Genomic DNA, 16,577 nt, shown 5'->3' on the forward strand with positions numbered 1-16,577 from the left:
AGGGACGGTTGAAACATGGGTCAATTCTCAATGGAAATATCAGGCTGAGCCGGGTCAGCTCTCAGTGGAAATCAACAGAAGGTCAATGAAATCTGCGTCGGGTCGAACGGTTCGTCCGATCTCGACAATGATAGCATCATGATCCTCATGAACCACAACGCCGAAGCCTATCTGCGTGTGTTCAAGCAGGTGAACAGGATTTTCGATAGTCCCGAGGAATACGAGAATGATATTCCCGTCATCCTGAAAGGGCTGCGTTTCGCTATCGAGGATATTTGGGCTGACCCGCGGTCGAAAACGACGCAATGGCAATCGTTTCTCGATACATTGGCAGCGGCTTGATCGCCGCCGCTGATGTAGGAAAGGCGTCCGGCAATCGATCCCGACGCTGATCGACAAGCAATTATTTCTTCAAGTTTAGCCCGACGCCCTTACAGGAAAATCGGGTATCAAATGCTTTCGTGTAATCTGTATCGGCCTTGAGAAGCTTCACCTTCACGAGTTCGTCGGCAAGCTGCTTGTAGCGTGGGGCAGTCATGCAGCCAATGCCCTTGTCCAGCGCATTGCCGCTATCCACGATCCCGTATTGCTTCATCTTGTCGATGGCATATTCGATCTGGCCATCCGTCATCTCGGGGTTGGTCGCTTTGATCAGCGCGTTGGCGGCTGCGTTATCCCCGTACAGGTAGTTGTACCAGCCCTCGATTGAGGCATCGACAAACCGCTGCACGAGATCGGGGTTTGTGTCGATGAGGTTTTGCTGGACGGTAATCATGGTCGCATAGGGCTTGTAGCCGCTGTCAGCGAGTAGGAAAATCTTCGGTTCCGCGCCGGTCTGCTTCTGGATCTCGTATGGTTCAGCGGTGATCAGACCCTGTTGAGCGGAGTTCTTATCTACGAGAAACGGCGCGGGGCTGAATGTGTAGGGCCTGTACTGCTCGTCACGGAAGCCACCGAAATTGGCCTTCATCCACTCGAAGTAAGCGCCGAACCCGCCCTGCGTCATGAAGATCGTTTCGAGCTTGGCGAGGTCTTCGAATTTCTCAACGCCGCTGTCGGGGTGTGCCAAAATGACCTGTGCGGTTTTCTGGTAAAAGGCGGCGACATCGACAAGGGGAATGCCCTGCTCGATGCCGACAAGCTGTTCCTGCTGGGTGCCCAAATAGAAGTCGAGCTTGCCTGTTAGCAGCAGGGCGCGGTTCTGTGCGCCGGGGCCGCCCTGTTGAATATCAACATCGAGGCCGTATTTGGCATAGGTGCCGTCAGCGACGGCCTGATAGAAACCGCCATGATCAGCCTCGGCGAGCCAATCGGTGCCGAAACGGATTTTATCAAGGCAATAGGCAGGCGAGGCGATGGAGACCGTCGAAATCGCAAGCGCGGCAACAATCGCTGCCTTGCCGGATGAGATATGCGCGTTCATTGAAAGTTCCTGATACGGAAGATGCGGAAGATAAACGCGGAGATTGTATTGGGTGGCTGTTGGCCAAACGTTAAGATCGGTGTCGGCGAACATCGGTTATTGCCCGGCGATCGATTTCGCTGGCGAGCTTCTGCTGGAATTCGAGCAGCGCTGGGTAGTTGTCCAACCGCATTCGTTTCAGCCGCCATGAAATTCCGCAAAGCGTGGCAAGCCCCGGCTCTCGGTCGACGGCGATGAGATGCGAATAGTAGCGCGGGCTACGGCCAAGCCATATCCGCGAGAATTCCATCTGTGAGTTGGTCAACCCATCCGCCCGCAATGCCTCGTAGATGTCTTTGATCTTCATTCTGCTATCTCCTTGAAACAAATATTTATTTCCAAGAATGCACGGCGCTAAAATGGTGCTGGATAAATAGCACGTTATTTCAGTGGGGGATTTTCAATGAAGACCAGGATGGAACAGTTACAGGCGGATATGATGACGAAGGGTGTCTTCACCCGTCACGAACGCCGCCAAATGAAATATCTGACAAAGGCCAACGAAGCTCAACGCCAATATGTGAAAGCGGCACTTCCGGCGAGCCATCTAGCCCGAAACTGGATGGAAACCTGTGGCGAGGTCGATGATTACGGCAACATCGATTATTGCGGTGTTCCGCTTTGTCCGCGCTGCCATATGCGGGAACGCGCAGTGCAAACGGGAAAGGCCGTCAAGAAGATATTCTGCGAAGCGGTGAATGAGGAGCTTGCTTTTGCAACGATCCTGCTGCCGCCGCAACTGGACTTATCCGGCATGACCGACCTCGTGGAGAATGAAAAAACGCCGTCTTCGCACTTTCATAGATCGTCAGCGCAAGAAGGATTCTCGCTGGGACGATTTTCAGTTGCTGGGTTGGTGGGAAGTCGACCGCATGAGCTTTGGTGATTTCGAAACCTGTGGCCGCAACACGCGGATTGCACTGGATGCGCTGGGCTTTCCGGTGATGGAAGCCCCGGACAAAACAATCTGGCGTCCACATCTTCATGCAATTGTCCGCAAGGGTGAATTGACCACGGAAGAAATCACCAGCGCCTTACGGAAGGAAACCCACATGGCAAAATATCAGGTGGATATTCAGCCGTTCCGTACATATCGCGATGTGAACGAGAATATCCAGAACGTCGTCCGCTATTGCCTGAAATTCCGCGTCGAATGCGACTACAAGCGGCCAGATGCTCAGGACTTCATTGAGGCTGACGAAGCGGATAAGGCCAAGCCAACCGAACGCAATTGGTGGCCAGCCGAAGATATCCGCGCATATGTGGACTGGCTATGTGTGGAGCGATCTGGCTTTCAATCGCTTCGCGTTGTCATCGGGCAAGCCAAGGGAAAATCGGCCATTGATGTTGAACGTGTCGCATCTTCGAACATTTTAATCGGTGAAGTGATTGAAGACGGTGAAATACCGTTAAAAGCGATGCCCGACCGTTCCGTTACTCGAAACCATATTGATGAAGTGAAAGGAAATTCCGTTGTATCGGATATGAATGGGATTTTCGTTGTCGAAGACAATGGTGGTGTTTCAAGGAGTAATGCGAATATCTTCGATGTTGGGAGTGGCGTAACGCATTGTGTGTATAATAATATTGTACAGGATACGAACTGGACTAATCTTGGCACAGATAGCCTCTCGCCGCGATTGGACACTGGAACCATTCCGGGTGGCTTGATCGCGGACAGCAAGACATCCAGATACGCCGGAAACGTCGTCAATCTTGCCGAGCGGCTGCGCATTATCGCGGATTTAAAGCAAGCCAGAGGCGACCAACGGGGCGGTGTGACGTATTGACGAAAGTTCGTTCACCGAACTATTTGCCTCCGTTCACACAAACGAATAATCATCGTATATGGTCACTCCCCGTAGCGCCTCCAGTGCAGGATTTTCCAGGCACGCTTGATCGAAGACACTGCGAACTGCCTTCGATGGCGGCTGCGTTTCAAGCCGGGGAATACTCCGGGTGAGCGGCAAGCCGAGAAGCTCCCGCTCCTCAACAATTCGGCCCGTTACAGCAGCGGTTTCCATATACGCACTGATTGGCATAGTGGCTGAAAAAGTCTCGTCGCGGACAAGCTCGATGCCAAGCATAGGCCGCAACGCCATGATGTCGGAAATCCACAGCGGCTGAAACACAGGGCCGCCATCTGTGAGATTATGCAGCGTATCGACAGCATGACCACAAACACGGTTGCGGGTCAGCAGCATAACGGCTTTGCTGTTGGGATCGTAGAGGCGGGCGACCGGCGGGAAATTCGCATCCGGTCGCGCATGCCACTGGAGGCGGCGAAGCATGGTTTTCGGGAACAGCCGCCGGTATCGCCCTGGCTGGTCCATTTCGTGGACGGCGACGGTTTTGCCCTCGGTCAATGCGAACAGTAAAATCGCCCGCCACGACAGCGCCGACAAATAGCTGCGCTGGTGCATCACGCCGTCGATCTCATAGCGCAGGTTCAGCGACGTGCCCCTGCGCTTGACCTTATAGAGCCGTTCGGACCCCACATGCAGGTCGGTCATGAATAACATGGCCAAGTCGATTTGCGTCGGCGTCTCGTCATGATCGTCGTTTGAAGGGGTCTGCATCTGGTCTCCGCTCGATTTCGGCGGAAAAGAAACTCCAGATGGCGCAAAGGGCGAGTTCAAGAACCGCGCGGACGAATGGCGACCATGCGCATGCTTCCGGGGCCAAGTTTGGCGGGTGACGCGCGTCAAGCAGAAGCGCAGAAGTGTCAAAGAATGCGACCAAGCTCGGAAACAATACAGGGCAGCGCCCCGCACACAACGCGCGTCCGTGGCGCTATTTGACAAAGTCCCGGCAGGTATCCGAATGCGCGAAGCGCATGGGATCATGTATGATCCCATGCGCTTCGGAAGCGTGCCCGTTAAAACTGGGCTGTCTATGCGGACTTGCGCAGCATCTTGCCGCGCTCGGTGGCGGCAGTGATCAGTTGCGCATCAAGCTCACCCGCCCGTACCGCCTCGATCAATGTGTCGATGATTTTCGGCAGAGATGCCAGTTCGCCAACTTCGATGGCGTTTTTGCCCTTGGCGAATTCGATCGTTTTTCCGGCATAGCGGATCGCGAAAAATACCTTACCGCTGCTGTCGCTGAACCAGCCTTGACGCACACGCTTTAGAGCTTCGACCTCGACGCGAGCACCCTCGGCATTTTTCTTTCGGACGATGTGGGTGGGGGCAAATGGCGTCCCGGCGATCTTTGCTTCGGCCATGAGCTTCTGCTCGACCAGTGCGGCTACCATTTTCTCACGCGATCGCTGCACCGGATCGACCTGAGCGCGAGCCGGCACTGCGGAGCTAAGCTTGAGAGCCTTGAGATGAGACATGCTGTGATCCTTTCCCGAAAACCTTGTCGTGTTTTCGGAATACAGCCGTTGTCCAAAAGGGCGAGTTCAAAGGTGGTGCTGACAGTCAGGCTGACTTTATCGCCTCACTGCTGGAAAAGTTGAATGATGTTCTGTGCGTCCGTGTTCGCGATTTGAAGAGATTGAAGGGCAAGCTGCTCCTGCGTCTGGAGGGCCTTGAGCCTCGTAGAAGCCTCGTCCATATCTGCATCGACAAGACCGCCAACGCCGCTATTAATGGTGTCCATCAAGGTCTGTGTAAAATCCTGCTGTTGCTCCAGGCGCGTTTTGAGCGCGCCAAGTGTCGCTCCGGCGTCGATGACATCTGCAGAAACGACTTCGATGTAGCCGATGTACCTGTCGAGCCAATCGGGATTTTCGACAATGTCGATGTCGAGGAAATTTTGCTCGGCGATAGGTTCGATACTGACGCTAATTCCTGTGAAACCAATATACGTCCGCATCCCGGATAAACGATCGACATCTTTATCCGATCTCATCGAAATGCCGCCAGACGGTGTCGTTTCGATTATAACATCTGGCCAGTCGCCGCTAATTAATGACTGAAGCAACGTGACCATCTCGTCGGCGGTCTCTATCTTTCCAGTATCTTTGCCAAGCAGGTTGTTGACGTATGTGCGGTCAAAACTGTGATGCGTTGAAGGCGCTCCGTTAACGGCAAAATTGAAGTCAACTTGCACGCCATCTTTGTTGTCGCCGTCATTGTAAACTTCGAACGGCGTGAAGTTCAGGGTCATCTGGGAGGAGCGTGTGCCATAGTGAATTGGCGTATTGTTCAAACCTCCTGCGGTTCCCGCTAGGTTTGTTATCTGTATTGATGATCCATCCAAGCCCGAGTTTTCACGGGTGGAAACAGAAATTTTATTTGGGATCGTGCCTCCGTAACCGTCTGAAACGAGCGTAGCTGATGCGCCCGAGTTTGCAGTAGTCAATGCGCGATAAAGAATGGAGGAATACTGCGTATATGTCGCAATAACGCCGTTCTGACCCGGCAGCCAAGTGTCCACAAAGGCTCTATCTATTGTAATTTGGGTGGTCTTGCCGGGATCGTACGGCGGATCCAGATCCGCCGGGTTGTCGACGTCTACAGTGACGTCGAAACTGATCGTGTCCCCAGGGGCGAAGGTGATCGGCCCGGTGAAATCAAACGTGAAGCGACCGTTTACCCCGTCTCTGTCGTTGATAGGGAACATATGTACGATACCGTCGACATCCATATAGGTATCGCTGGTACGAACGCCGCCGAGGGTCTTCAGTTTGCGTGTATCAGCCTGAAGGATGCCGCCGCCATTCTCGTTAAAAAGCGCCATTTCAGAAAGATGGAAATCTGTCGTCCCAACTGAGACCCCATTATCTCCACGGTTAAACGAGGATACGAGGGATACACGGTTCAAATCACTGTCGTTGATATCGGCGATGTCGGTGCTCAGCCAGTTTACGCCGTTAAAGCTTGATGATGTCGAAATACTCACGACTTGCTGCTTCAACTGCTCCAGCTCTTTTTGAATTTTTGAGGCGTCAACGCCGGGTTCTTTTGCTGCGACAAGTTTAGCCTTGAACTCCGACAGAACGTCCGAGACTGCCTCGATGCCCGAGTAAGTAACATCCACTTTGGCTTCGCCAAGGCTGAGGGCGTCGGCCACTGCCGCGATGGATTTGTTGTCCGACTTCATCGTGGTCGATATCGACCAGTAAGCGGCATTGTCTGACGCCGTTTGAATGCGGAGACCAGAGCTGATTTGCGCTTGAGTATCTGTGAACTGACTGCCGACAGCGCGAAGGGTCTGCAAAGCGGCAATCGCTGCCGTATTCGTCAAGATGCTGGTCACGCCAAAGCCCGGAACACAAGCCAGCAATGCGAACGCTAGATGCGGTTCGACTTCAGCCGGCGATGATGAGGACACTCTAACGGTTAACCACAAGGGTGCCCGCCATAATGGCGAGACCGTCACCCCAACACCCTTCTATTTAAGGCGTTTAGGGCCGTCGGTCCGGGAGCTGATTTCCCGATTCTCCGACCACTTTCGTTAACGTTTCTACTGCGCTTTGGGTTAATGAGACGTAAATTTCGACCTTGGAAAAATTAGGAATGAGTTGTTTCCCGAATGGCGCTGGCGATTATTTCGAACTCGCGTCGAAAGTCCGCAATGAGCTTTAGAAACTGTCGCTCGATCTCTGACGCATCGCGAAAATCCCTGACTGGGACGGTGTTCCGGCGAAAAAATTGCGAGTAAAGACTGCTCTTGTCCATCGCGCTCTTCGGAAATTGAATGCGTTCTAGATTTCTCTGCGAAGAAGCGAGGCCGAGGGTTTGTACGAGTTTAGTTCGGGCTTGATAATCCGAGATCGGACCGAGTTCGGCGTTGAGCTTCAACTGCGCTCGGATCCCATCAACGACATTGATCTCCACCCAGGCAATCAACGGAAAACCCGCCCACCAGTTCTCGCACCCCTGCCATGAGGCAGGATTTCCCTCTAATGCCTCGACCCATTGAGCAGGCAAGAATCGGACACGATCACCGGTACGACTAGAATAGTTGTATTCAGTACCGCCCAACTTGACCGTTTTTTTCGGCTGGGCCTCTTGGCCGAACAGACTGCTCACCGCAGTCTCGAAACCCGAGATTGGCCGCTTGTTCGAAAATAGATCAAAGGAGCTTTTGTTTTCCTGATAGAGCTGTTGTGCCAGCTTTTGCATTTCTGGGGTGAACTTGCTCAACAGGCCAATCTTTCACAAATCAGTCGTTCGTATCGATATATTCGAAATGTCGAAATACAACCGTCCCGCTTGCCGGTCAACGATTACCACTCTGGTTGCCCCGGTCTTAATCGATCTTTTATCTGCTCCGTTGCCACGTGAGCGTAATGCTTTTCGATCATCTCCAGAGACGTTCGCGTGTTGAGCGCCACATCATATATCGAAGTGCCTTTGATCAGCATTTCCGATATGTAGAAGTGCCGCAACGAATATGGCGTGCGCCGAACTCCTCGATAGTCGTATTCGAGGCCGGTTGCTTTCAAAAGCTCGTTGAAGCTCTTCTTGAATGAGCCGATCGGGAGACCGGACGAATCGGAAAATACCGCATCGTCGTCACCCGGTTCGCGCTTCAATTCGCTTTCGAACAGCTGCCAAAGCATATCCAAGGCAGGGATAACGCCGAGTAAGGGTACTGAGGTGCCGTGCTTACCTTTGCCGCGCACATGCAGCCGAACATCCTTGTCCTTGATCGGACCGTTTCGCGTTTCTTTGAAGCCGACGATGTTGGCCCAGGTCAGGTTTTTTGCTTCGGTTGGCCGCATACCAGAATGCGCCATGATTTCGATGTAGCACCAAAGCCGAATCCGATCCGCCATGATGTTCTTTGGCGGTATTTTCATCGTCCAAGAACGACCGTCTTTCGCGTTGATGAGCTTGGATTTAGGTTGCAGTTCTGAAATCCGTGCGATGGCGGCCGTCAAAAGTTTCTCGTAGTCTTCAGCCGTAAAGCCGGGGCGTCGATTATCGGTACGTTTGCGAACCTGTGGTGCAAGAATGACGATTGGCTGGCTATAACCCCATCGCACGGCCTGCTGAAACAAGCTGCGAATGATCACCATTTCGCCTTTGATCGTGCTGACGGATGCAATTTTGCGCGGGGCAGGGCGGCTGAACACCCGGCCATCTTCTCGCTCGCAGCGGATCTTTTCTATCTCCGAGCCGGGACCGGATGTCCAATAGGTCTTTCGCCATTCCAGATAGCGCTCGATGTCCGGTGGTGTAATCTTGTCTATCGGTTTGACGCCGAAATATCCGACAAGGAAGCGGCGTATCTTTGGCACCCAATAGGTAACGTGATCCGCGCTGCGCTCTTTGCGTTCCGCTTCGGCTTCGACTAGCTTTATAAATTCGTCTGCGACGTCAGCAAAAGCGTGCTGCAGAATGCTGAGCCCTTGCTTGAGCCTGTAGTTCTGCTCATGCCAGATCTCGTTTGCACGACGATGCGCCTCGCGCTCGTCCGATGTTCCGAGTGATTTGCGAATCTGACGCCCATCCATCGAATATCGCATCGACCAGTTGGTGCCGTCGCGTTGGAAAAGGACGAAAGGTTCGTTCGGCTTGGCAGGGTTTTCCTGGCGGATAGGGTGATCGACGCGCTGCAACACGAAACTTGGTCTCCAATGGCGTTACTACGGTAGGTGCCTTGCGCTAACACCGTGCTAACGCGCAACCTCCACCCCATGCCCGCAACATTGAAATTAAAGAGCTTTTCTGGAAGACGGTAAGCATTGTGCTAACGCTGTGCTACCGATAATGCCGTTCTCAAGAAGGGCAAGAAGAAGCTGAAAATTCAATTATTTCAATGAGTTTTTGGCGCACCCGGCAGGATTCGAACCTGCGACCTTTGGAATCGGAATCCAACACTCTATCCAGCTGAGCTACGGGTGCGTCTCGTTGGAACAGGCGGCGAAGCGCCGTTCCGGCCGGTGCGAGTTCATAACAAAGGTCGGCGGCGGCTTCAATCGCTAAAAGGTGGAAAAGCGCCGGCGGCCGGGAAAACCTTCGACGGCTGCTGAGGCGGCTCTGCTTCGTCGGGCAAAGGGCGTGGTGGTCCATCGGAGTGCCACGGTGCCCCTTGTAATCTCTCTGCGTCGAACGGGGAGGCGCCAGGCTTAGCTGGGTTGCCGGCCCGGCCTGTCGAAGAAGGCGCTCGCATGCGCGCCTCTCATTGCGCGGTCGACGGCGGCGTTGGCGAGCGTCATGCGGATCGTCGCGCGGTCGCGCAACTGCGGATGGACGCGGTCCGGATGGTTGTCGCGGGCAAAGCGCCGGCGTTTTTCGGCAAGAACCTCTGCGTCGTCCGTCGGCGAGAGACCGAGATCCTCGACCACCTGCGCCTCGGTCAGCCGCTCGAAACGGGCAGGCATTCCGGCATCCTCGGCTTCAGGGCGCGCGGTCGGTTCCAGTGGGTCGAAGGCCGGACCGGCCGGCACGCGTCCTTCGTCGTCATCAAAATCCGGCACGGCGTCGGCCTGAAAGGCGCGGTAGGCGTCGCCCGCACGATGTTCACTCTCTGCCACTTCAACCGTCGCGACGAAGCCTGCCGGCAGGCCGTTCACCCGGAATGCAGGTTCGGGCGCAATCGTCGGCTCTTCCGGCTGCTCGTGATCGAGCCGCGTCAAGATGGAGTCGAAGAGTGATCGGCCGAACAGCATGCAGGCTCCTTTTCGGGATGCCATTCAACCAGCCGGGGATGGCGCAGGGCTTGCGCGGCGGAGTTCAAGACGGACTGGCAAGCTCTTCGCTACTCGTTATTCGCGCTGAGCCTGCTGGCCGCGGCTACTGCCCGGCCGCCGGATCCTTCACGCCGTCGGCGGCCTTTGCGATCTGGACCTGGCTCTGCGTCTGGCCGTCCTGCGTCTGGGTCTGGCTCATGCCGGGCGCCTCGACGGTCAGCGATACCGTCAGTTCCTCGCCGCGCGTGCCGATGCGCATGCCCGACACCGGCGCCGCGTCACGGTAGCTGAGGCCGGTCGCGACGCGCACGTAGCGCTCGTCCGGGCAGATGTTGTTGGCGGCATCGAAACCGACCCAGCCGAGGCCCGGCACATGCACTTCCGCCCAGGCATGCGTCGCCACCTGCTCCGTCTGGCCTTCCATCAGCAGGTATCCGGAGACGTAGCGGGCCGGCAGGCTCATCAGCCGCGCCGTCGAGATGAAGATATGCGCGTGGTCCTGGCAGACGCCGTTTTTCGCCTCGAACGCCTGTTCAGCGGTGGTCTCGGCATCCGTGGTGCCGGGCTCGTAGGCGACCGTATCGTTGATCGCCTCCATCAGCGCATGCATGCGGGCAAGCTCGCTGTCGCCCTCGATGCCGCGGGCAAGCTCGCGCAGCAACCGTCCGGGCTTCGTCAGCGGCGTATCGCGCAGGTAGAGCCAGAGCGGCACGAAGCCGGTGTGCGGACCCACCACGCCGGTCCGGTCGATGGTATCGACCTCGCCGGAGGCCAGGATGCGGATCGTGTGCTCGCCGCCCTCGACGGACACGAGGTCGACGCGGTTGCCGAACTGGTCGGCATAGCCGGCTTCCACCTTGGCGCCCTCGACGGACAGCGCCCAGGACGACACCGTCTGCGTCGCGGCGCTCAGCGGTGTCAGCCGCAGCCGCTGCAGCGCATAGGCCACCGGCTCGTCGTAGCGATATTCTGTCGTATGCGAGATTTTCAGACGCATGCGGCTGTTCCGTTTCCCATCAATGCTCCGCCGGTTACCGGTAGAAGCGGTAGCCTTCCGAAATGTCGACGCTCAGCTGGTTGTTGCGGCTGATGAAATCCTCGAGAAATTCATGCAGGCCCTGGTCCATCACGTCGCTGATCGAGCCGCGCTTCAGCATCGACCTGATCGCCCCGGCCGTCTCGTGCGCCTTGTTCCGCTCGCCGTAATCCTCCGCCAGATAGCCGAGGTTGCTGACGATCTTCTCGTAGCAGTAGGCAAGAGAACGCGGCATGCGGCCGTTGAGAATGAGGAAGTCGGCGATGTTGGAGGGCCGGTATTCGCCGTCATAGACCCAGCCGTAGGAGCGGTGGGCCGAGACCGAGCGCAGGATCGATTCCCACTGGAAGTTGTCGAGCGACGAGCCGACCTGGCTGACCGCCGGCAGGAGCACGTAATACTTGACGTCGAGGATGCGGCTGGTGTTATCGGCGCGCTCGATGAAGGTGCCGATGCGCGAGAAGTTGTAGAGGTCGTTGCGCAGCATCGAGCCGTGGAAAGCGCCGCGGATGAGACCGGCGCGGCGCTTGATGACGTCGATCGCCTCCGGCAGCTCGGCGGCGCGTACCTTGCGGCCGAGCAACTGCTTGAGCTCGATCCAGCACTCGTTGGTGGCTTCCCATGTCTCGCGGGTGAGCGCGGTGCGCACCATGCGGGCGTTGTTGCGGCCCGAATCGATGCACGACATGACGCTCGACGGGTTTGCCGTGTCGCGCAGCAGGTAGTCGATGGCGTTGGCCGCCGTCATCTTGTCGTGCACTTCGGCGAATTCGTCGCGCACGCCGGCGCTCTGCAGCACGCCGTCCCAGTCCTCGTCGGACGATCCGGCGCGGGTCAGCGAAACACGCATGCCGGCATCGATGAGGCGGGCGATGTTTTCGGCGCGCTCGATGTAGCGGAACATCCAGTAGAGGCCGTTTGCAGTTCTTCCCAGCATCAGGTCACGCCCTCAATCTTCCAGAACCCAGGTGTCCTTGGTGCCGCCGCCCTGGCTGGAATTGACGACCAGCGAACCCTGCTTCAGCGCCACGCGGGTCAGACCGCCCGGGATGATCTTCACCTTGTCGGAGACCAGCACGTAAGGGCGCAGGTCGACGTGCCGCGGCGCGATACCCTTGTTGACGAGGATCGGCACGGTGGACAGCGACAGCGTCGGCTGGGCGATGTAGTTGGACGGGTTCGACTTCAGCTTGTCGGCAAAATCGGCGCATTCCTTCTTCGACGCCGTCGGGCCGACCAGCATGCCGTAGCCGCCGGAGCCGTGCACCTCCTTGACCACCAGTTCCTCCAGATGCTCCAGGACATAGGCCAGGCTGTCGGCCTCGGAACAGCGCCAGGTGGGCACGTTTTCGAGCAGCGCCTTGCGGCCGGTGTAGAACTCGACGATTTCCGGCATGTAGGAGTAGATCGCCTTGTCGTCGCAGATGCCGGTGCCCGGCGCATTGGCGATGGTGATGTTGCCGGACCGATACACATCCATGATGCCCGGGACGCCCAGCGCCGAATCGGCGCGAAAGGTCATCGGATCGAGAAAGTCGTCGTCGACGCGGCGGTAGAGCACGTCGATCGCCTCGTAGCCGCGCGTCGTGCGCATCTTCACCTTGCCGTCGATGACGCGCAGGTCCGACCCTTCCACCAGCTCGACGCCCATGGTGTCGGCGAGGAAGGAGTGCTCGTAATAGGCGGAATTGTAGCTGCCGGGCGTCAGCACCGCCACCCGCGGTCGACCGGTACAGCCGGGCGGCGCCAGCGAGGCGAGCGACTGGCGAAGCAGATACGGATAATCCTCCACCCGCTGCACCTTGTTGCGGGTGAAAAGCTCCGGGAACATCTGCATCATCGTCTCGCGGTTCTCCAGCATGTAGGAGACGCCGGAGGGCGTGCGGGCATTGTCTTCCAGCACATAGAACTGATCTTCGCCGGTGCGCACGATATCGGTGCCGACGATGTGGGTATAGACGCCGCCGGGCGGCTTGAAGCCGATCATCTCCGGCAGGAAGGTGACGTTGTTCTCGATCAACGCGCGGGGGATACGGCCGGCGCGGATGATTTCCTGCTTATGGTAGATGTCGTCGAGAAAGGCGTTGAGCGCCAGCACGCGCTGCTCGATGCCCTGCGCCAGCTTGCGCCACTCGCGCGCCGAGATGATGCGGGGGATGATGTCGAAGGGAATGAGCTTTTCGGAAGAATCCTCGTGGCCATAGACTGCGAAGGTGATGCCGGTCCGGCGGAAGATGTTTTCCGCGTCGCGCGATTTCTGCACCAGATGGGCCGGATCCTGGCCTTGATACCAGTCCTGGTAAGTCTTGTACGGCTCCCGCGGAAGATTTTCCGCCGTCAACATTTCATCGAATGCCAATGGTACGTTCCCTGGTTTTTGACCATAAGAATACAACGCTGATGGCAATGCAAGAAGCATGCTCGATGCTGGCCGATTAAATCGAAACGGCTCGACAGGCCGCGATTCGAGCCGGCGAATTCTTCGCCGACCCGGCTTTTTGCCGCCTTCGACGGGGGGTGGCGGGGAGCAGGATGCACGGGATTTTCTCGGGCCTGTTGTCAGCATTGCTTGAGGCAACGTTCAGAATTTCTCCTTTGACCGGAAAAACGGCGGCGGGTACCGGTTGCCTGCCCATTGTCGCGGCAGCCGCGGAGATCCCTTAGCCTCATGCTCGATCGCCTGGCCGCGGCCATCTTCGTCTTTCTCTGGTCGACCGGCTGGATCGTCGCCAAGGTGGCGGCGGCACATGCCGATCCGTTGACGTTTCTCGCCATTCGCCACGCACTGGCGGCCTCGGCTTTCGCGCTAGTGGCGCTTGCCTGCGGCGCGGCCTGGCCGCGGACCGGTCGCGAACTCCTGCATGCCTTCATTTCCGGCATTCTCCTGCACGGGCTTTATCTCGCCGGGCTGTGGTGGGCGATCGGCCAGGGCGTGCCGGCAGGGCTTTCCGGCATCATCGCCGGGCTGCAGCCGCTGCTGACGGGCCTATTCGCGCTGCTGCTCCTGAAGGAAAGGCTCGGCCGTGTCCAGATGATCGGTCTGGCGATCGGTTTTGCCGGCATCCTGATTGCGGTCTCGCCGCAGTTTGCCGATCTTGCCCGAACCGGGACGGGCGGCATTGCCTTCCCGGTGCTGATAAACCTCGTCGCCATGCTGTCGGTGACGCTCGGCACGCTCTACCAGAAACGTTTTCTCGCCGAGGGTGACCTGCGCAGCATTGCGGTCTTCCAGTATCTCGGCGCGCTCGCGGTGACGCTGCCGATGGCGATGCACCTGGAAGAAATGCGCTTCGACGCTACCCTTCCGGCAATTGCGGCGATGGCCTGGTCGGTGATCGGACTGTCGATGGGGGCGGTCGGCCTGTTGTATTATCTCATTCGCCGCGGACAGGTGTCGCGTGCCGCTTCGCTCATCTACATGATGCCGCCGCTGGTGGCAGTCGAGGCGACGCTGATCTTCGGCGAGGCGCTCAGCGCACCGATGGTGATCGGCACGGGGATCGTCGTTGCCGGCGTCTACCTGGTCAACCGCAAGCGGTGAGGCGGCCGCGCGGCCGCCTTCGTTGAAATCGGTTCCGGTTGGCGTAGCATTCGTCAAGATCACCCATCCGCTGTCGTCCCGGGGTCCTGCCGGGCATCCGCCGCAATCATCCCCGGCTTTGACCCAACGGACACGAAAAAACCCGCCTCCGTTTCCAGAGGCGGGCTGATCTTTTCAGTCCGAAGACGTGGCAGGCTTACGCGCGGTCGCGGGTGCGGCCACCCTGGCCGCCGGTGCCGCCTTCAGCGCCGAACTTCACCGGGCCGCCATTGCCGGCAGGCTTGCCGGCGGGACGGCCGCCATTGCGGGCCGGGCCGCTACGGGCCTGGCGCTGTGCGCCGGCTTCGTGTGCGCCGTGAGCCGCATGGCCACCCTTGCGTTCGCCGGTGCGCGGTGCGCCACGGCCTTCGCCCGGGCGTCCACCGAACTGCTTCTTGGCAGGGCGAAAATCCGAGGTCGAGGTCAGGTCGTTGTCGGCCTCGAAGCGCGGGGCTTCCTCGCCACGACGCTGACCGCGGAAGTCCTCATTGCGGTCGTTGCGCGGAGCGCGGTTCGGCCGATCGCCGGAGCGGGCGGCAAGTGCTTCGCCTTCCGGCGTGCGCGGACGGCGCGCCGGACGGCTTTCGGCACGTCCGCGACCCGATCCTTCACGACCGCCTTCGGAGCGACCAGCGCCGTCACGGCCACGACCGCCGCCGTTGCGAGCAGGCTTGCCGCTGGAGCGGACCGGGCTGTTGAGCGTCGACGGACGTTCGCCGGAGGCGACGGTGATGTCGATGTTCATCAGCTTTTCGATGTCGCGCAGCAGACGCGTCTCGTCGGGTGCGCAAAATGCGATGGCGATGCCGTCGCGGCCGGCGCGGGCGGTCCGGCCGATGCGGTGGACGTAGGCGTCAGGCACTTCCGGAAGGTCGTAGTTGAAGACGTGCGTCACGCCGGGGATGTCGATGCCGCGGGCAGCGACGTCGGTCGCCACCAGTACGCGGATCTCGCCGTCGCGGAAAGCCTTCAGAGCGCGCTCGCGCTGGCCCTGGCTCTTGTTGCCGTGGATCGAGGCGACCTTGAAGCCGACCTGCTCGAGATGCTTGGACAGCTTCTCGGCGGTGTGCTTGGTGCGCAGGAAGACCATGGCGCGGCCGTCGGGGTTTTCCTCGAGCGACTTCTTCAGGAGGTCGGTCTTGTCGTTCTTGCCGGCGACGAAGTGGACGAACTGCTCGACCTTGTCGGCAGCCTTGCCCGGAGGCGTGACCGAGACCTGGATCGGATCCTTGAGGAAGTCGGAAGCCAGATCGGCGATCGCCTTCGGCATGGTGGCCGAGAACAGTAGCGTCTGACGGTTCTTCGGAACCATCTTCGAAATCTTGCGCAGGTCGTGGATGAAGCCGAGGTCGAGCATCTGGTCGGCTTCGTCGAGCACCAGGTAGCGTACCGTGGTGAGGCCGATCGCACGACGCGAGATCAGGTCGAGCAGACGGCCCGGCGTGGCAACGAGGATGTCGGTGCCCTTTTCGAGCTGCAGCTGCTGCTTGTTGATCGAGGCACCGCCGACGACGGCGTTGATCTTCAGCGGCGTGTTGCGGACGTAGGCCTTGAGGTTGACGGCGATCTGGTTGACCAGTTCGCGGGTCGGCGCCAGGATCAGCGTCCGGGTCGTGCGGTTGTCAGGACGCTTGGGGTCCTTCAGCAGCATTTCGATGAGCGGGAGGCCGAAGGCGGCGGTCTTGCCGGTGCCGGTCTGGGCGAGGCCGATCATGTCGCGGCCTTCGAGGAGCTGGGGGATCGCCTTTTCCTGGATCGGGGTCGGCGTCTCGTAACCAAGCGCAAAGAGAGTGGCTACGAGCTGCTTGGCCAGGCCAAGCTCTTGGAAATTCGTCAAGTCGAATACCTTTTCGGGGCGCCGTGAGCGTACCGCCGAACGAGCACCATGCCGTCCGGTCTGCCTTTG

General features: G+C 58.4%; 15 protein-coding genes, 1 tRNA gene and 1 pseudogene. 4 read left to right on the forward strand and 13 right to left on the reverse strand.

The window, feature by feature from the left end; all coding sequences use genetic code 11:
• Positions 1-138 precede the first annotated feature (138 nt).
• Complete coding sequence (locus ACR65N_RS09515) at positions 139-342, forward strand: hypothetical protein (protein WP_440456807.1); 204 nt, start codon at positions 139-141, stop codon at positions 340-342.
• A 61-nt stretch (positions 343-403) separates the two neighbouring features.
• Here ACR65N_RS09515 and ACR65N_RS09520 read toward each other — a convergent pair whose 3' ends face one another.
• Together ACR65N_RS09520 and ACR65N_RS09525 are read right to left on the reverse strand one after the other, a co-directional pair.
• Positions 404-1,423, reverse strand: coding sequence for an ABC transporter substrate-binding protein (locus ACR65N_RS09520; RefSeq protein ID WP_440456808.1), 1,020 nt, complete (start codon positions 1,421-1,423; stop codon positions 404-406).
• Between the two features lie 70 nt (positions 1,424-1,493).
• Positions 1,494-1,769, reverse strand: a complete 276-nt coding sequence (locus ACR65N_RS09525; protein WP_440456809.1) for a DUF6626 family protein — start codon at positions 1,767-1,769, stop codon at positions 1,494-1,496.
• A gap of 108 nt (positions 1,770-1,877) precedes the next feature.
• On the opposite strand from ACR65N_RS09525, the gene ACR65N_RS09530 reads away from it, so the two are divergent.
• Together ACR65N_RS09530 and ACR65N_RS09535 are read left to right on the forward strand one after the other, a co-directional pair.
• Positions 1,878-2,348, forward strand: coding sequence for a hypothetical protein (locus ACR65N_RS09530; RefSeq protein ID WP_440456810.1), 471 nt, complete (start codon positions 1,878-1,880; stop codon positions 2,346-2,348).
• Positions 2,335-3,252, forward strand: coding sequence for a hypothetical protein (locus tag ACR65N_RS09535; protein WP_440456811.1), 918 nt, complete (start codon positions 2,335-2,337; stop codon positions 3,250-3,252). The genes ACR65N_RS09530 and ACR65N_RS09535 overlap by 14 nt, the downstream gene beginning before the upstream one ends.
• Before the next feature lie 33 nt (positions 3,253-3,285).
• On the opposite strand, the gene ACR65N_RS09540 is transcribed toward ACR65N_RS09535, so the two are convergent.
• The 10 genes and pseudogenes from ACR65N_RS09540 to ACR65N_RS09585 form a co-directional block, all read right to left on the reverse strand.
• Positions 3,286-4,041: a DUF2958 domain-containing protein gene (locus tag ACR65N_RS09540; protein WP_440456812.1), complete on the reverse strand. Its 756-nt coding sequence runs from the start codon at positions 4,039-4,041 to the stop codon at positions 3,286-3,288.
• 314 nt (positions 4,042-4,355) lie between these two features.
• Positions 4,356-4,802 (reverse strand): DUF6641 family protein, encoded by a 447-nt coding sequence (locus tag ACR65N_RS09545; RefSeq protein ID WP_440456813.1) that lies wholly within the window; start codon positions 4,800-4,802, stop codon positions 4,356-4,358.
• A 104-nt stretch (positions 4,803-4,906) separates the two neighbouring features.
• Positions 4,907-6,670, reverse strand: a complete 1,764-nt coding sequence (locus ACR65N_RS09550) for a flagellin N-terminal helical domain-containing protein (protein WP_440456814.1) — start codon at positions 6,668-6,670, stop codon at positions 4,907-4,909.
• A gap of 254 nt (positions 6,671-6,924) precedes the next feature.
• Positions 6,925-7,560, reverse strand: coding sequence for a hypothetical protein (locus ACR65N_RS09555; RefSeq protein WP_440456815.1), 636 nt, complete (start codon positions 7,558-7,560; stop codon positions 6,925-6,927).
• An 83-nt stretch (positions 7,561-7,643) separates the two neighbouring features.
• Complete coding sequence (locus ACR65N_RS09560) at positions 7,644-8,984, reverse strand: tyrosine-type recombinase/integrase (protein ID WP_440456816.1); 1,341 nt, start codon at positions 8,982-8,984, stop codon at positions 7,644-7,646.
• A gap of 206 nt (positions 8,985-9,190) precedes the next feature.
• Positions 9,191-9,267: transfer RNA gene (locus ACR65N_RS09565), tRNA-Arg, on the reverse strand.
• Positions 9,268-9,491: 224 nt separating this feature from the next.
• Positions 9,492-10,034, reverse strand: coding sequence for a hypothetical protein (locus ACR65N_RS09570; protein WP_440456817.1), 543 nt, complete (start codon positions 10,032-10,034; stop codon positions 9,492-9,494).
• Between the two features lie 199 nt (positions 10,035-10,233).
• Positions 10,234-11,052, reverse strand: a pseudogene (locus tag ACR65N_RS09575) (transglutaminase family protein); the annotation flags it as partial.
• Positions 11,053-11,086: 34 nt separating this feature from the next.
• Entirely contained in the window at positions 11,087-12,028 is a 942-nt protein-coding gene (locus ACR65N_RS09580) for an alpha-E domain-containing protein (RefSeq protein WP_430304291.1), read from the reverse strand.
• A gap of 12 nt (positions 12,029-12,040) precedes the next feature.
• Positions 12,041-13,450, reverse strand: a complete 1,410-nt coding sequence (locus tag ACR65N_RS09585; RefSeq protein WP_430304289.1) for a circularly permuted type 2 ATP-grasp protein — start codon at positions 13,448-13,450, stop codon at positions 12,041-12,043.
• 309 nt (positions 13,451-13,759) lie between these two features.
• On the opposite strand from ACR65N_RS09585, the gene ACR65N_RS09590 reads away from it, so the two are divergent.
• Entirely contained in the window at positions 13,760-14,632 is an 873-nt protein-coding gene (locus ACR65N_RS09590) for a DMT family transporter (protein WP_440456818.1), read from the forward strand.
• Between the two features lie 196 nt (positions 14,633-14,828).
• Here ACR65N_RS09590 and ACR65N_RS09595 read toward each other — a convergent pair whose 3' ends face one another.
• Positions 14,829-16,508, reverse strand: a complete 1,680-nt coding sequence (locus ACR65N_RS09595) for a DEAD/DEAH box helicase (protein ID WP_440456819.1) — start codon at positions 16,506-16,508, stop codon at positions 14,829-14,831.
• Positions 16,509-16,577 lie beyond the last annotated feature (69 nt).

It is taken from the genome of Rhizobium sp. SAFR-030 (assembly GCF_059415005.1).

Excerpts from the sequence above, each read along its gene's own strand:
- ACR65N_RS09515 (WP_440456807.1), top strand. The coding sequence starts at position 139 with ATGATCCTCATGAACCACAACGCCGAAGCCTATCTGCGTGTGTTCAAG.
- ACR65N_RS09580 (WP_430304291.1), bottom strand. The coding sequence starts at position 12,028 with ATGCTGGGAAGAACTGCAAACGGCCTCTACTGGATGTTCCGCTACATC.
- ACR65N_RS09530 (WP_440456810.1), top strand. The coding sequence starts at position 1,878 with ATGGAACAGTTACAGGCGGATATGATGACGAAGGGTGTCTTCACCCGT.
- ACR65N_RS09535 (WP_440456811.1), top strand. The coding sequence starts at position 2,335 with ATGAGCTTTGGTGATTTCGAAACCTGTGGCCGCAACACGCGGATTGCA.
- ACR65N_RS09525 (WP_440456809.1), bottom strand. The coding sequence starts at position 1,769 with ATGAAGATCAAAGACATCTACGAGGCATTGCGGGCGGATGGGTTGACC.
- ACR65N_RS09540 (WP_440456812.1), bottom strand. The coding sequence starts at position 4,041 with ATGCAGACCCCTTCAAACGACGATCATGACGAGACGCCGACGCAAATC.
- ACR65N_RS09570 (WP_440456817.1), bottom strand. The coding sequence starts at position 10,034 with ATGCTGTTCGGCCGATCACTCTTCGACTCCATCTTGACGCGGCTCGAT.
- ACR65N_RS09545 (WP_440456813.1), bottom strand. The coding sequence starts at position 4,802 with ATGTCTCATCTCAAGGCTCTCAAGCTTAGCTCCGCAGTGCCGGCTCGC.
- ACR65N_RS09520 (WP_440456808.1), bottom strand. The coding sequence starts at position 1,423 with ATGAACGCGCATATCTCATCCGGCAAGGCAGCGATTGTTGCCGCGCTT.
- ACR65N_RS09590 (WP_440456818.1), top strand. The coding sequence starts at position 13,760 with ATGCTCGATCGCCTGGCCGCGGCCATCTTCGTCTTTCTCTGGTCGACC.